Genomic DNA, 15,623 nt, shown 5'->3' on the forward strand with positions numbered 1-15,623 from the left:
TGCCTGGAATTTTAATAATCAATAATACTATTCAACCGGAATTCCAAGGTATTTCAAATAGGAATCCAGTACTTTTTTATCAAATATGGGTTCCTGAATACCCGATCCCTCCAAAAACTGAATCACATTGGAACAATCCCATATATAAGTATTCTGGTAAAGCTCAACGGTGGATAAACCTTCATGCATATTGTCCCTGAAAAGGCTTGTAAGAGGATACAGCCGGTTTTTACTGTCATCTTCCCACTGCTTTCTCCATTCTTTGTAAGGAAGATCTTTAAGGGTAAACGGATAATACTTTTTCATAAGTCCAAAGAAGCCCTCCAGCGTAAGATTGGTTTCCGGGCGGGCTATCAAATTAAACTTCTTACCTATTGCCTCTTTATTTTTTGTGATATGAGCCATAGATTTCGTCATATAATCTACTGTGATAAGACCTTCTCTAAGCTCAGTCAATGCAGGATAAGATTTAAATTCTATACAGTTTTTCACCAATCCGGACCACCATTGATAAGAAGCACTTGCTCCTGTTTCACTGTGGCACATTGCATATCCCAGGCGATAGGTAATCAAGGGCAAGCCTTCTTTTGCGGCCAGATCTGCGACAGCTTCCATGACCCATTTGCTTCTTACATAGCCAATATCTTTGCTTACAGACATTAGATTCTGTTCAATATCATCGGACTCCAGCATCACCGTTTTTCCTGTGAACACATGCCCCCAGCTATATACCGAAATGGTAGATAACAAAGCAAGACATTTGGTTCTTTCTGCCCCGGCCAATTTGATGATTTCTCTTAAACCTTCTACATTCGGGGCTTTCATGTAAGAATAGGGTTCAATGAAGTTTACAGAACTTCCGGAGTGATAAATCAGATCGGTTTGTTTTGCCAGTTTTGTGAATACTTCTTCTGACAGACCCAATGCCGGTAATGCCAGATCTCCAATTACCGGAATAATTCTCGCTTTCTGTTCTTCTTTTTGAGGAATATGGTATTGTTTAAAGCACCTGTCTATCTTTTCCATTGCATGAAATTGATCCTGAGCCCTTACAAGGCAGTAAATTTCAGCATTTGTAGTATCCAGAAGCTCCTGCAGAAGATGAATTCCCACAAATCCGGTTACTCCTGTTAAAAATATCGTATTGGGGGTTTCTACTTGTTTAGGATCAAACCCTCCTGCAAAAACAGTTCCGGGAGCAAGGTAGACATCTTTCTGCAAGGCAACATAAGGCTCAACATCTTCTTTTGGACCCGCTTCTCTTGTTTCTCTGGATCTGGCGATAAGAACTTCTGAAAGCTCCTGCAATACCGGAAACTGGTAGATATCCCGCAGATATACTTTCACATCTAGTTTTCTTTGCAATGACACAGCAACTGCTGCCACTAACAGAGAGTTTCCGCCGATATCAAAAAAATTATCCGTAATATTAATCACAGAACGTTCAAGAGCGGAAGACCATACATCTACAATAATCCGTTCTGTCTCATTAGTTGGCGGCTCAAAGGAAATGAGTTCTTTCGCCTCCTTATCTGCAAGATCTTTTAAAACCTGGGTATCTGTTTTACCATTTGCCGTCAACGGAATTTTATCTATAAAAATAATCTGTGCAGGAATCATATAACCCGGAAGTTCTTCTTTCAATGCATTTCTAACTGATGAAATATTTTTCTCAGCATCAGCCTTTGAAACAATAAAAGCAATCAGATATTTACTGTTTCCTTCCGTATCTCTGCTAATGACCACCGCCTCTTTTACATCTTTCTGCTGAAGCAATGTACGTTCTATCTCTCCCAACTCAACCCGGAATCCACGAATTTTCACCTGATTATCTATTCTTCCCAGAAATTCAATATCCCCGTCCGGTTTCCATTTGGCAAGGTCTCCGGTACGATACAGTTTTTCTGTTTCCCGGAATGGATTATCAATAAATTTAGAATCTGTAAGTTCTTTATTATTAAGATATCCATCTGCCAAAAGATTTCCGCCAATGCATAATTCTCCTACGGCCCCTACCGGCATCAATTCCATATTCTCATCTAAAATATAGGCTTTTGCATTGGCAATGGGTTTCCCTATTGAAGAGATATATTTTCCATTGATATCTTTTACTTTTCTAAATGTTGCAAATACAGTACATTCCGTCGGCCCATAATAATCTATCAGCTCATAGCTTAATTCCGTAGTAAGCACAGGCTTCAGTTTTTCACCTCCGGTAAAGAGATATTTCAATTTCAGATCATTATAATTCCGGGTACAATTAACCACCGGAGGAGCCAGAACAGAAGGTACAAAACCGTGTGTAATCTGATTTCTCCTATAGTAATCTACCAATGCATGGACGTCTGTTCTATCTTCATTATCTGCAATAAAAAGAATTGCACCGGAAGTAAGGGCTGACCAGGTTTCCCATACGGATATATCAAATGCCAATCCTGCTACGAGAGTCAATTTTGAACTGTGATCCACATGAAAATGATGATTATGCCAGGTTACCAGGTGTTGAATAGCCCAATGGCTTACCATTACCCCTTTTGGTTTTCCGGTAGAGCCTGAAGTATAAATCGTATATGCTAAAGTGTTTTTGTGAATTTCAATTTCCGGATCATCTGAAGACCAATGATTCAGGGCCTCCATACTGCTCAGATCAAAGGCTTTTGATCTTTCAGTTTCGGGTAGAAGGTTTTCAAGATTTTGATTGGTAATGATTATATCAGCAGCGGTATCTGAAAGAATAAATTCTACTCTTTTAGCGGGGTAAGCGGGATCTATAGGCACATATGCCGCACCCGTTTTGATCACCCCAAGAACGGCAACAATCCATTCTAAAGAACGGTCCAGCCAGACAGGAACATATTTACCTTCTTTGATTCCTTTGCTCAATAACAGATTGGCGACCTGGTTACTTCTCTGATCTAAATCACTGTACGTGATCTCCTGATTCTGGTAAACAATGGCTGTTTTATCGGGATGAAGAACTACCTGTTTTCGGAAAAGAGACTCTAATGTTTCTTCATGATGATAGTCCCAACCGGTTTTATTGAATCCGTTTAACAATTTTTCTCTGTCTTCAGATGACAGTAATACAGCTGTACCTATTGATAAGGTTTCTAATGAGGGAATTGTGTTTGACATAGTAATAATATAATTTGGTTAAAAATTTTGTAATCAACAGTTTCTGCCTACCGTAAAATTGCTCACAAACCATAAAAAATCAGAAATAAAGGGACATACGAAGCAGCCACAGTTTATTTACTAAATGTGTTTTATAATAGCTTTAAAAAAACTGAATGATACAGAAGGTTGAAACGACCTGCTCAATAAGCGGGGCGTAAACAACACCTAAACGTCATGTATTGTAATCGAAAAGATGGAAGACTAGTTTGAACTACTCTTTTAAAACAAAGAATGACTACTACTCCGTATTTAAATATTTTATTTTCATAATGTAATATTTTTAATGATTTGGCAATCAAACTTAACATAATAAATTAACCTATGCGTTACAAAATTACTATCACCTACCACATCCCGAAATTGATATTGTAGAAGAAATGAAATAACTTAATAAAAAGACTGAATTGTAATTTGTTATGATTTTAAAGACGTGTTATTTTATCTATTTCTTTCATGGATGGGTAATGCATCCGAATATTACTTAAATTTGTAAAAAACAAACACCTCATCTTATCTTATGGATCACAAACCGAAGGCAGATCATGGATTTATACATATTCCATGCAATGAACTGGACATTTTTATACTTTCTGACGGCTATTTTGGTATTGGTTACCACCAGCCGATTTTAGCACCTGATATTCCTCAAAATTTAGTAAAAAATGAACTTCGCAATCTTTACTTATCGGAGTCTTATTTTGAAGCACCTATCACCACAATGCTTGTCAGGAAAAATGACCGCATTATTTTAATAGATACCGGAGAGGGATTTTATGATGAGGATAACGCGGGAAAATTATTACATAGCCTTACCGCTGCAGGATTTACCCCAGAATCAATAACTGATATTCTGCTTACCCATGCTCACAGAGACCACATCGGAGGAATTCTTTCTAAGAATGATGAGATGGTATTTCCTAATGCTCATTATTATATTTCGAGCCAGGAATTTGAATTCTGGATGGCTGGTGAACCGGATTTCCAAAAGAGCAAAAATCCACAAGGAGGAAAACAAAGCATTCCAATAATTCGAAAAATCCTTTCTACCATTGATAGCCGCCTTACAAAATTTGAAATGGGAGATCAGTTGTTCTCATGTATTCAAACAATGGCAGCTCCGGGACATACGCCCGGACATATTATTTATACAATTAATGATGGAGATTTATCAATTACCAATGTAGTTGATACTTTTCATTCTCCACTGCTCATTGCAAAACCGGATTGGGGAACTCAATGGGATATTGATTTTGAAATGGCCATTGAAAACCGTAAAAAAGTTCTGGAACATTGCTATAAAAACAGGACACTTATCTGCTCTGCTCATCTTCCATGGCCAGGTATAGGCTACATCAATAAGGTGAATGATCAGTTTCAATGGATTCCTAAAGTCTATAACAATCCTTTTTCTATCAATCTTAAAATAGATATGGAAGTGACCTCCGTATAAAATTATTGCAGCAAAGATCATCCATTCCAGAATTCCCGGTCCAGACTTCTGTACTGTATCGCTTCGGAAATATGGTGAGACAGAATATTCTCAGATTCCTCAAGGTCAGCGATTGTTCGGGCAACTTTCAGGATTCTGTCATAAGCTCTTGCTGAAAGATTAAGTTTTTCCATCGCTAATTTGATGAGCCCGAAAGAGGTTTCATCCAATTCACAAAATGCCTCAATTTCTTTAGGTCCTATTTGGGCGTTACTGCTGATGTTGAGGCTTTCGTATCTTTTGTTCTGAATATCTCTGGCTTTCAGTACACGATTTCTGATGTCCTTACTTTTTTCTCCTTTTCTTTTTTCGGAAAGTTGTTCAAACTCTACTTTCTGTACTTCAATATGAATATCAATCCTGTCTAAAAGCGGTCCTGAGAGCTTATTCATATACCGCTGCATTTCGTAAACAGATGAGGTATTGTTAGGATCATCGGGAAAGAATCCGCTTGGGCTGGGATTCATAGAAGCGACTAACATAAAACTTGCAGGATAATTTACGGTAAATCGTGCCCTTGAAATGGTCACCTCACGGTCTTCCAGGGGCTGTCTCATCACTTCGAGTACCGTTCTTTTAAATTCAGGCATCTCGTCAAGAAATAATACACCGTTATGTGCGAGGGAAATCTCACCGGGCTGCGGGTAACTTCCGCCTGTAAATTACAATACTAAATACTATTAAAATATGAAATTACAGGTAGAAACGACAAAAGAATCTGAGAAAAAATCTCAAGGTGTCATAAATCCAAGACTAAATATCACAAAAGAAGATGCAAATTTTGTGAAAAGAGTTCGCGAAATAAGTTTAAAAAGCTTTTCGCTTTCAGGTGTCATTAATATAGATCAGCTAAAAAATCCTATTCAATTTGAATCCTCTCTTGAACGAGATTATATTTTCCTTTTAGAATATGATCAAACCGTAAAGCAATACTTAGAGCAGCCTTTAAAAATCAAATATATTGATAACAACAAAAAACAAAGAACTTATATTCCAGATTTCATTGTTGAACATTTTGATAACCGCCCAACTGAACTCATAGAAATTAAATACACTAGTACTCTGAAAGCTAAAAAAGATGAACTTGAGCAAAAATTTAAGGCAGCAAGAAAATATTGTCAAAGAAATAATTTAATTTTCAAAGTGGCTGATGAAATTCATATAAGAGAAGATAGAGCAACAGAATTATACAACTATAAATTTCTACATAGATATAAAAATTACTTTCATAATATTAATAAGGACAGAACTGCATTTCCAATATTAAATGAAAATTTAGTATTACTCAGAACAAAACTAAAAGAATTGAAAAAATGTACAGTTTCCGAATTAGTTGCTCACTCAGCAAAAGATTCGGATAAACAAGCTGAATTAATTTTCTTAACTTGGTATATGGTATCTAATAATTTTATTAAGATAGACCTAACCAAAAAATTAACTTTAAATTCTATCATATGTCTCGATTAAATTTTGCACCTGGAGTTAAAGTTATGTATAAAGGAGATCCAGCAATGATCATAAAAATCGTTGATGTTAACCTTATTAGCCTTCAAATATTAAATTCAAATATAATTTATACTGTTGAAAGAAAAGAAATAAGCCCATTTATTGAAGCGGAGGAAGAAAGCCAGAAACCCCTAGAAATATTAACTGATAAGGAATGGGAAATTGCAAGTTTTAGATATGAAATTGTAAAACATATTGCAGACAATAATTTAAGAGCCCCACAAATAAAAGAAATAGCAAAAAGTAATAATGTCCATTTTTCAACCATCTATAGATGGATTAATATTTTTAATAAAAATGGATCAATCAGTGCATTATCCGGAAAGAAAAAAACGGGAGGAAAAAACAAAAGCCGGCTCAATAAAGATGTTGATAAAATTATTAGTGATTCCATTTCTGAAATTTATTTAAATCCATCAAAAAAATCTATATCAAAGGTTATTCGCTCAATAAAGATGAAATGCAAAGAGCTAGATATAATTCCTCCACATGCAAATACAGTCCGAAATAGAATAAAAAGTTTATCTGAAGAGGATGTTTTAAAGGCTAGATATGGGCAAAAAAGTTCCAGAGATAAATTTGAACCGATTAAAGGAAATTTTCCTGGAGCTGATTTTCCATTATCTATAGTCCAGATAGATCATACCTGTTTAGATATTATTTTGGTAGATGAATTATATCGTAAACCCTTTATGAGACCTTACTTAACTCTTGCGATTGATGTATATAGTAGAATGGTGATTGGTTTTCATCTGTCTTTTGACCCGCCAGGTGAAATGGGCACTGGGCTTTGTATAGCAAATGCTATATTAAGCAAAGATTTATTACTTGAAAAACATGGAATAAAAGGTGATTGGCCATGTTGGGGAACAATGGCAACCATCCACTTGGATAATGCAAAAGAATTTCGAGGAAGTATGCTTAAACTTGCCTGTTATAACTATGGAATCAATATTGAACACAGACCAATAGCAACACCACATTGGGGAGGGAATATTGAGAGATTATTTGGTACTATTTCTAAGGAAGTTCATAATCTGTCTGGTTCGACTTTTTCTAAAGTTTCAGATAGAGAAAATTATGATTCACAATCAAAAGCTTCTCTTACAATCAGTGAACTTGAGAAATGGTTAATAACATATATTGTAAATGTATATCACAAAAAAATACACTCAAGTATCAATATGTCACCACTTGAAAAATTTAAAAAAGGAATTTTCGGAGAAAATGGGACAGTTGGTACGGGTCTACCACCCAAACTTATTAATGAAAGAAGAGTGAGATTAGATTTTATGCCTTTTTTTGAAAGAACAATACAAGAATATGGAGTTTTAATTGACCATGTTACTTACTACAGTGATATACTTAGGAAGTACATTCATTCAAGAGAGGATCTAACAAAGTATAGTAAGAAACAAAAATTTATCTTTAAGCGAGATCCTAGAGACATTAGTATAATATATTTCTATGATCCTAATGTTAATGATTATTTTGAAATACCTTATCGTGACACGTCAAAACCACCAATTTCAATCTGGGAATTTAACGAAGTTGTAACAAAATTATCAAAACAAAACGTAGCCGTAAATGAAAATTCTATTTTTGAAGCATATAAAGAAATGGAAAATATCGAACTTTCTGCTATTCGCGAAACTAAAAAACTAAAAAGGTTTTCACGGCTTTCTGACAAAAGAAATGAAAATGTTCACAATCCATTAAAATTAATTGAGGAAAATGATATAGAAACAATTACTAATCTAACGATTAAACCATTTGAAGAAATTGACGATGATGCATTTACACGATAAAACTAGAGAGCTAGTCAATACATTGACTGATGAAGAACGTATAAAATCCGTTAAAAAAGCAAAATGGATCGGTTATACTCATGCAAAAAAAATTCATCAAAAACTTGAAGATTTGAGAGACTACCCTACCAATTTACGAATGCCAAATTTATTACTAATTGGAGATTCCAACAATGGTAAAACGGCTCTCCTTAATAAGTTTACAACAACCAATCCATCATTCATTATAGAAGAAACACAAGAACTTGTATTACCCGCATTAATGGTTCAAGCCCCACCTGAACCGGATGAAAAGAGATTTTATAATATCATACTTGAAAATTTATATGCACCATATAAATCGAGTGAAAAAATAGAAATGCGTCAACAAAGAACGATTTATTTATTAAAGAAATTGAAAGTTAAAATTTTAATTATTGATGAAATTCACCACTTATTAGCTGGCACAATTTCAAAACAAAGATTGTTTTTGAATGTTCTTAAATATATATCCAATGAATTACAAATATCTTTAGTTTGTTCAGGAACTAGAGAAGCGTTTAACGCTATTCAAACGGATCCACAATTAGCAAACAGATTTGAACCAAAGGTCCTACCTAAGTGGAATAATGATGAAGAATATTTAAGGCTTCTAGCTAGTTTTGAAAGAATACTCCCCCTAAAAAATCCCTCGCATTTGATTGAAAACTCCTTATGTAGTTTAATACTGTCAAAAAGTGAAGGTTTATTGGGTGAAATCTCAAAAATTTTAGAACTATCTACAATTTTAGCTATTGAAACTGGAATTGAAAAAATAAATAAAAACATACTCGAAAATATAGATTACACATCTCCTAGTGAAAGAAAAAAAATGATATTCAGATGAGTTTTTTAATTATTAATTCCAAGGTATTACCAGGGTATATTCCTCCTGAAAAAGATGAACTACTATCTAGTTGGATCTTTAGATTATCACAGTCTCATAAAATAAAACCTTTTTCATTTACAAAATTTTATTTTAAAGAAACTACATTTTGGAATAGAGACGTGGATAAATTTATTTATATTTCAATAATTGACCAATTAACTAAAATAACTCCTCTCACAAAAAATGATATTTTAAATTTGCACCTTATTTCTTATAAAGATATCATTTTTAATACTCCTCTAGCATCATCATATACCCCTGGAATTACTAATCTTGGAATATATCATAGAAAAAGAAAAAATAATGGTTTATTAGCTTGCCCAAAATGCTTAATAAAAAAACACTATTTTAAAAAAAGCTGGCGTTTACTTACCTCCTTAATTTGTACAGAATGCAAGTGTTATCTAATTGACCAATGCCCTAACTGTAATTCTCCAATTATATTTCAAAGACTTGATATAGGTGATAAAAGTAACCATAAAAATATTCCAATTTACTTATGCTGGCACTGTAATTTTGATTTAAGAAAAGAATTTGAAGTAATAGCTGATGACTCCTTGATTTATAATTATCAAAATGATATAAATGAATGTATAGTTAATGGGTACAGTATGCAAACGCAATACTCCTTTCTATATATTCAGGTATTACTAAATATTTTAGGAAAATCAAAAACGAGTTCATCAACTTGGACAAGAGTTAGAAATGCTTTTATGACAGAATTTAATTTAATTGATGAAGATTTTTTTTGTAAAAGTGCAGATACAACAATTCAATATCGTAGAAAGATCATACCATTAATATATTTTTTGTTAAATAATATACCTGAAAGATTTGCTCCTTTCTGCAAAAAGTACTCTTTAAGATACTCTGATTTTGCCAAAGATCATGTACATCTTCCGTTCTGGTTTTATAGAATTTTTAGAGAATATTATTAATTATCCTAGTTTCGAAAAGCTTCTTCGCTGTCCTTAAAGCTGCTTTTGTAATTAATTCTTCTCTATCGGTGATACTTCCATCCCCCTTTCTCGGACGGTCATGTTTAGCTCCAAGTTGAATTACTATCCCTCTGGCTATGTAATCTCTTGAATATTGATTTTTGATATATGACCACAAAATCTTTGACGTTTCTTTTATTTCATTTTCATAATCATTAAACTCAGAACCTAATAAAAATAAATTTTCTACTGGTATTCTAAGAAATAACTCTTTATTGAAAACACCAATAATCCCATTCCCAAATTCAACAAAGTATATATACTTATTTAGGTAACCAATCTCAACAAATTGAAATGGTAAAGGAATTTCATTTTTTGAAAATTCTCTCAAATTAAAATTAGGCAAACTATCTAGATAATTTCTCTTAAGTATCCTAATTACTTCTCTAAAATATTCAAAATTTCCAATCGAAATGATTGTATTTTGAATATTTTCCCTTACCGTATCAGCAAATTCCAATAAATTTTCAATTTCTCTAATTACATCTTTATTTTTATTATCTCCATTTTGCAAATCTACACTATAGGCTTCTTTTTGCCTCTCTCTTTTTACGATAGTTACAGGAATATAAAAAGGATTTCGCAATTTTTCATTTACTGCTTCTCCTGCAGGATTATTATTTGCCGTATCTTTTGTTAAGTTTAGTGATAAGCCTTCTGTTTCAGGAATAGAAGGTCGCGTAACATCAATTGGATCGTGATTTTTTCTATCCTTAGTAGAATTTTTAGCATTAAAAGGGAATAATCTTATTTCATCCACAGTATATGGTTGTTTATTCAAGAATGTAAAATTTGTAATCCTATAAGCTAATAAGTAATCCACCTTTTTACCTTCAGAATCTAATGCATACATTTCTTTACCAGTTACACCAAGGTTATATTTTTTAAATTCCCAAGAAATATTCAGATATGTACTTCCTTCTTCTTTTTGATTGTTAAAAAATGATTCGTGTACATGAGAATAAATACTCCACAAAAACTTAACTCCCTTTTCATCTTTAATAAAGAAAAAAGGAGCTAATATAATAGCTTCTTGCTTTGTTAATTTAGATGCATCATAATGAAGCTCTCCAATCTCTTTTCCTATTTCGTCACCTAATCCTGAATAAGTTTTTATTTTATCTAAATTGAATCCAGATAATATCTCTCCCGAAAAAGCTTTATTTATTAACTTATCATTGTAAAAAAATAGATATTGTAGAATAGTATAAGGTGAAATAAGAATGCATCTATTTTTTTTAAATTTATTCTTACCAAATACTTTTAGATATTTAAAACTATTATCAATTATTTCGCTAGAATTCTTAATAAAATATTCATTTCCAATCAATGGGAATTTATTCTGAGTCATATAATAAGAGTCATGCATAGTAAAATTGTAACTATTATCATGAGATAGGGGAAGTAACTTCTCTTCTTTAGCATCGTACAATGATCCTATACTATATTCTGATAAGAATGAGACTGGAACAGTTTTGACCACCCAATTATTATAATCAATATTGTTATGCCAAGAACCATCAGGCATCATTTTATTATAAAAATAAAAATCAACCTTTCGCTGTTTATCATATTTTACTTTACCAATCCAGAATAAATACCAATATCGCCCTCTCCCTTCAGGAAAATCAATGATATGCTTTTTCTTAGCCATTTGCATCTGCTTTTGTTGTTAATTTATCACTTTTTTTGGATTTATAAAACATTGTTAATTATTTGCAATGGATTTATAATAAATTTGCCTTAATGTATAGTATATTTTGAAATGAACACCACAGACTCTATTGCTTTTTTTGCATTACTAGTAGCTACCCTAGCTTTAATTTTTTCTTTCTTTGTTTACTTAAAAGATCGAAGAAGAAATAATCAAGATCAATTATTTCAAGAGAAATTCTCCTCCTATAAAGAGCTCTTAAATTTAGCAAAGACAACCTATTCAAAATTTTTTGATTTGGTTGACCTAGTTCAATTTTTTCAAGGCAACCAATATCAATGGGAAAAGAAATATTCTAAAATATCCGGATATTATTACGAGTTAGCCTATACATTCAGCTATGCTTTATCTAAAACTTCTTTCTTTATTCCTTCTGACATTTTAAATAAATTCACAGAACTGGAAGCAGCGCTAATTCATTTTGTCACAGTAGCATCCCATCAAAATTCAGAAATTTCTATTACATCCTATGAAAAATTGCAAGAACAAATAGAAACAATTGAAAGCTTAATTAGAAAAGATTTAAACATTGAAAATTTAAGCCTTGGATTACATAAAAGACTGATGTAAAATATAATACAATTATCATGTAATAAAAAAAGAAGATATGCAGATAGATTGCGCAGTAAGAAAATACCTTTGAGAAATATCTATAATAATATGAAGAAAGAAGTAGAAAAAGTTATTAATGAAATTCTAAGTGATTTTTATTTAAAAATGGATGTAAAATACACCACTCATAGCTCTATAAACTTATCGTTAGTAAGATACTTTAATTTTAGACTAAAATATATAGATCAAGTTCCTAGGAAAATAATGATTTCTAAAGAATTACTTGAATCACTTGAAAATAACAAAAATTTGAATATTTTGTCGTTACTGCATATTTTTAATAGAACAGAAAGGGGATTAGATCTAAATCCATTTCAAAGTAAACAGTCTTTTAATAGTAATGTTCATGATAGATTATTTAACGACTGGGGAATACACCATCTTCATATTTCCCATAAAAAGAACTTAGAAAATGAATTCTTTAATAAAAGAACTGGGCCACTACTATTTGTAAGATTTACTGATGATACTGCGTATTTTATAGATGTAAAATCTCATCATGATAAGGATGTATGGAGTACCAAAGATTTTATTAGGATTCTAAAAAATAATTGGCCACAATCTATTGAAAGATTTGAAGCAGGTTTTAGGATTTATCCTGATTTGGATGATTCTGATATTGGTACTTTAAGAAAGAATGGTTATCTATTTGGAATAAACGTTGATGAAAAATCTTATATTCTTCTAGGCCACGGACAGGCAACTTCAGGAGATAATCTTATGGCGACTAGGCTCGCTGGCAATATTTGGAGATGGGTAGGACAAAATATAAGCTTGGTTCAAAATAATAAAACACTATTTAAATTCGAATTACTAAAGCAGCTTTGTTTAAACTACTAATTCATAATAGTTTAAAATAATTACACATTAATTGTTAATATATTATGCAAAACAATACAGAAATTCTCAAACAGAAAATTCAATTTCTTAGAAACTTTCTAAAAAAAGATTCTATAAATGAAAAAGAAATTAACCTTCTAAAAAATTTCTTTTTAGATTTTTCCTTTATAACGGGACTAACCTATAAAATGAAAATAGAAAATTTTCAACGTGTTACAATAAACTCTAGAATTTTTGGTGAAGAAAAAAGGATAACAGAAATTAGTCATTTGGAAAATCCGCCTGAAATGTATGTAAAAAGATATGGAAGAGCAAATATGATAGGACAAAGTGTATTGTACGCCACAGACAATCCATTAACTGCATTGGCTGAAATGAGACCCGAAGCAGGACAGTTAATAACTATTTCAAAATGGAAACTAATAACTGACTATGATTTAACAGTAAATTCTATTTTTAAAAATTCTCCATTGACAAAAGATGTTGGTAATTTAATGACAATAAAAGCGCAAATTGAATATTCTAAGCTTGTCTCTAAAATAAACTATCCAAAAGAACTACTGGATCAGATAGATTTACTAATTCAATTCATCTGTGATTGTTTCAGTAAAGAAGTTAATGATTTAAATCATTTTGATTATTTTTTAAGTGCGCATTATGCAAATCAAATCTTTACTACACTTCAAAATGGAGAAATTGATGCTATCCTTTATCCGAGTGTCAGACAATCACTTGAATTAACAAATATTGCAATGAAGCCAACTATATTTAAAACTAATTATGTTTTAGAAAGTGTTGAAGAAAGTAAACTTGTAAGATTCTCCAATAACGGTTGGCAATTGGAAGGAACTGGTGATTCCAAAAAATTCGAAAACGGGACTATTCTTTGGTTATAGAACAGCCACTATAGCTTTTCACCTCTTCAATAAGTTATGAATGTTAATCATATACAATATTAAATTTAAGTAAACGAGATGAAACAAAAGAAGAAATTATTTGAACAACACATATATCATGAAATAGATGACGAGGAAAAAGCAGATGAGTATCTTGAAAATTCTCTCCCACTTATTGGCTTAATAGTGATGTATTTTAATGGATTGGAAAAATCGTTAGACAGTATAATATGCAAAATATTTACAGACAGATCAGATTCAACCGGATTAATTGTATTACATAAAATGTCATATGCCACTAAAGTAGATTTATTCAAAAGATTTAGTGAAGATTTTCATTTTGCTTGTGATGTTAAGATTGAAGGCTATCAGACATTAATAGCCAATCTCAGAGAAAGCGGAAGATTACGAAACCTTGTAGTACATGCTGACTGGGAAAATACCGATAATGATGGCTACACTTACATAAATTTAAAGATTTCAAGCAATGGAATGGAACAAGAGTATTTACAGTTCTCTGTAGATTCTTTAAAGGAAATTATTGACTTGATCATTACTTCTCGAAATGAGCTACAGGAATATTGGGATAAACGAAATGAAAAACTATATAAATAACACTAATTACTATGACCTACGAAGAAACATTAAACCTTAAAATTGAAGCAGAGAAAACTATTATGGAAACAGGCTATTTATATAAATATTTAATTGTTCCTGAAATTGAAGAAGAACGAATCAAATTTTTTGAAAGCTACAATGAGAAAAAATATACTGATGAAGATTGCAAAAAGTATTCAAGCAATAAAGAATATTTAGTATGGCAAACTTTAACAGATGAATCAATTGAAAGAATTATTAAAGAATCTAGACGTAGGTTTCAATAACAATTTAAAAAATTATAGAAACAAAATATACACATATTTAAAATTCCAATTGTAAAAAAGAAATCCTAACTTTAAAATGTTAGGATTTTTTATTGGTTATTTCAATTATGTTGGCACTAATAATTTGTTGAAATATAATTTACTATTCTAAAAGGGAAAGTAAGAAGTTAAATTGATTCTTTTGACAACAAAAGCGTAAAGCCATTTCCATCCCCAAATTTGGGTTATCAATCATATAACTTTCTATTTGTCCCCCATCAGAAAGATCAACAGTTTGCCTGTTTATAATTTTAAGTTCGTCTAGATCTTTCATTATTGTTTCCGGATATTTGCTACCCAATGGTATTGTTACCATATAACCACAAGTCTCTATAAAAGGCATTGCTATATTCTTATCAGTTGCATCTTCAATAGATTGTACATTATTATCTTTTAAATACTCTAAAATAAATTTTAGAGTAGCATTATTTTTTTTTAAATATTCTGCAAAAAACTTTTGAAAAATCTCATTAGTTCCATTACGTCTCGTTTGGAAATCTAAATAATCAAAAATTTCCTTATTTGCTTTGTCTGATGGAAAATCTTTGTCTCTTATTATGTCATTTGCTAAATCTCCTATTGGAGTTTCTATTGATGAACATTCTCTAACAAATTCATTGATTGTCATTCTTTTAATTTTTATATTGGTTATTATAATCAAGGTTTTTAGCTAAGGTAATAAAATTGATATTGTGATCAACTATGCAGACCAGTAATTTTGATAAATAGCAGTAGTTTTAAGAAAGTTTCGGA

Annotated in this window: 13 protein-coding genes and 1 pseudogene; 10 read left to right on the forward strand and 4 right to left on the reverse strand. The window is 31.7% G+C overall.

Annotated elements, in window-relative coordinates; translation table 11 throughout:
* Positions 1 to 27 precede the first annotated feature (27 nt).
* Positions 28 to 3,135 carry a non-ribosomal peptide synthetase family protein gene (locus FN817_RS07280; RefSeq protein ID WP_142717351.1) on the reverse strand — a complete coding sequence of 1,036 codons (3,108 nt, stop codon included), beginning with the start codon at positions 3,133 to 3,135 and terminating at the stop codon, positions 28 to 30.
* 559 nt (positions 3,136 to 3,694) lie between these two features.
* On the opposite strand from FN817_RS07280, the gene FN817_RS07285 reads away from it, so the two are divergent.
* Positions 3,695 to 4,627, forward strand: coding sequence for an MBL fold metallo-hydrolase (locus tag FN817_RS07285; RefSeq protein ID WP_142717352.1), 933 nt, complete (start codon positions 3,695 to 3,697; stop codon positions 4,625 to 4,627).
* A gap of 17 nt (positions 4,628 to 4,644) precedes the next feature.
* On the opposite strand, the pseudogene FN817_RS07290 reads toward FN817_RS07285, so the two are convergent.
* Positions 4,645 to 5,322, reverse strand: a pseudogene (locus FN817_RS07290) (ATP-binding protein); the annotation flags it as partial.
* Positions 5,323 to 5,353: 31 nt separating this feature from the next.
* On the opposite strand from FN817_RS07290, the gene FN817_RS07295 reads away from it, so the two are divergent.
* The 4 genes from FN817_RS07295 to FN817_RS07310 are packed head-to-tail and all read left to right on the forward strand — an operon-like array spanning position 5,354 to position 9,825.
* The gene (locus tag FN817_RS07295; RefSeq protein ID WP_142717354.1) at positions 5,354 to 6,133 is read left to right on the forward strand and encodes a TnsA endonuclease N-terminal domain-containing protein; all 780 of its coding nucleotides are present in this window, start codon (positions 5,354 to 5,356) and stop codon (positions 6,131 to 6,133) included.
* Positions 6,121 to 7,980 (forward strand): Mu transposase C-terminal domain-containing protein, encoded by a 1,860-nt coding sequence (locus FN817_RS07300; protein ID WP_142717355.1) that lies wholly within the window; start codon positions 6,121 to 6,123, stop codon positions 7,978 to 7,980. Before FN817_RS07295 ends, FN817_RS07300 begins: the two co-directional genes overlap by 13 nt.
* Positions 7,961 to 8,845, forward strand: a complete 885-nt coding sequence (locus FN817_RS07305; protein WP_142717356.1) for a TniB family NTP-binding protein — start codon at positions 7,961 to 7,963, stop codon at positions 8,843 to 8,845. Before FN817_RS07300 ends, FN817_RS07305 begins: the two co-directional genes overlap by 20 nt.
* Entirely contained in the window at positions 8,842 to 9,825 is a 984-nt protein-coding gene (locus FN817_RS07310) for a TniQ family protein (protein ID WP_142717357.1), read from the forward strand. The genes FN817_RS07305 and FN817_RS07310 overlap by 4 nt, the downstream gene beginning before the upstream one ends.
* Here FN817_RS07310 and FN817_RS07315 read toward each other — a convergent pair.
* Positions 9,809 to 11,539, reverse strand: a complete 1,731-nt coding sequence (locus FN817_RS07315) for a hypothetical protein (RefSeq protein WP_142717358.1) — start codon at positions 11,537 to 11,539, stop codon at positions 9,809 to 9,811. The genes FN817_RS07310 and FN817_RS07315 overlap by 17 nt on opposite strands.
* A gap of 111 nt (positions 11,540 to 11,650) precedes the next feature.
* Here FN817_RS07315 and FN817_RS07320 point away from each other — a divergent pair, with 111 nt between their 5' ends.
* The 5 genes from FN817_RS07320 (at position 11,651) to FN817_RS07340 (ending at position 14,831) form a co-directional block, all read left to right on the forward strand.
* Complete coding sequence (locus FN817_RS07320; protein ID WP_142717359.1) at positions 11,651 to 12,169, forward strand: hypothetical protein; 519 nt, start codon at positions 11,651 to 11,653, stop codon at positions 12,167 to 12,169.
* 90 nt (positions 12,170 to 12,259) lie between these two features.
* Positions 12,260 to 13,051: a hypothetical protein gene (locus FN817_RS07325; RefSeq protein WP_142717360.1), complete on the forward strand. Its 792-nt coding sequence runs from the start codon at positions 12,260 to 12,262 to the stop codon at positions 13,049 to 13,051.
* Between the two features lie 44 nt (positions 13,052 to 13,095).
* Complete coding sequence (locus FN817_RS07330; RefSeq protein ID WP_142717361.1) at positions 13,096 to 13,947, forward strand: RES domain-containing protein; 852 nt, start codon at positions 13,096 to 13,098, stop codon at positions 13,945 to 13,947.
* 78 nt (positions 13,948 to 14,025) lie between these two features.
* A complete protein-coding gene (locus tag FN817_RS07335) occupies positions 14,026 to 14,562 on the forward strand; it encodes a hypothetical protein (RefSeq protein WP_142717362.1) in 537 nt (178 codons plus the stop codon).
* 11 nt (positions 14,563 to 14,573) lie between these two features.
* A complete protein-coding gene (locus tag FN817_RS07340) occupies positions 14,574 to 14,831 on the forward strand; it encodes a hypothetical protein (RefSeq protein ID WP_142717363.1) in 258 nt (85 codons plus the stop codon).
* A 142-nt stretch (positions 14,832 to 14,973) separates the two neighbouring features.
* Here the strand turns inward: FN817_RS07340 and FN817_RS07345 are convergent, their stop codons facing one another.
* Positions 14,974 to 15,498, reverse strand: coding sequence for a YozE family protein (locus FN817_RS07345; protein ID WP_142717364.1), 525 nt, complete (start codon positions 15,496 to 15,498; stop codon positions 14,974 to 14,976).
* Positions 15,499 to 15,623 lie beyond the last annotated feature (125 nt).

Origin of the sequence: Chryseobacterium rhizoplanae (assembly GCF_900182655.1) — a bacterium.
Lineage (GTDB): Bacteria > Bacteroidota > Bacteroidia > Flavobacteriales > Weeksellaceae > Chryseobacterium > Chryseobacterium rhizoplanae.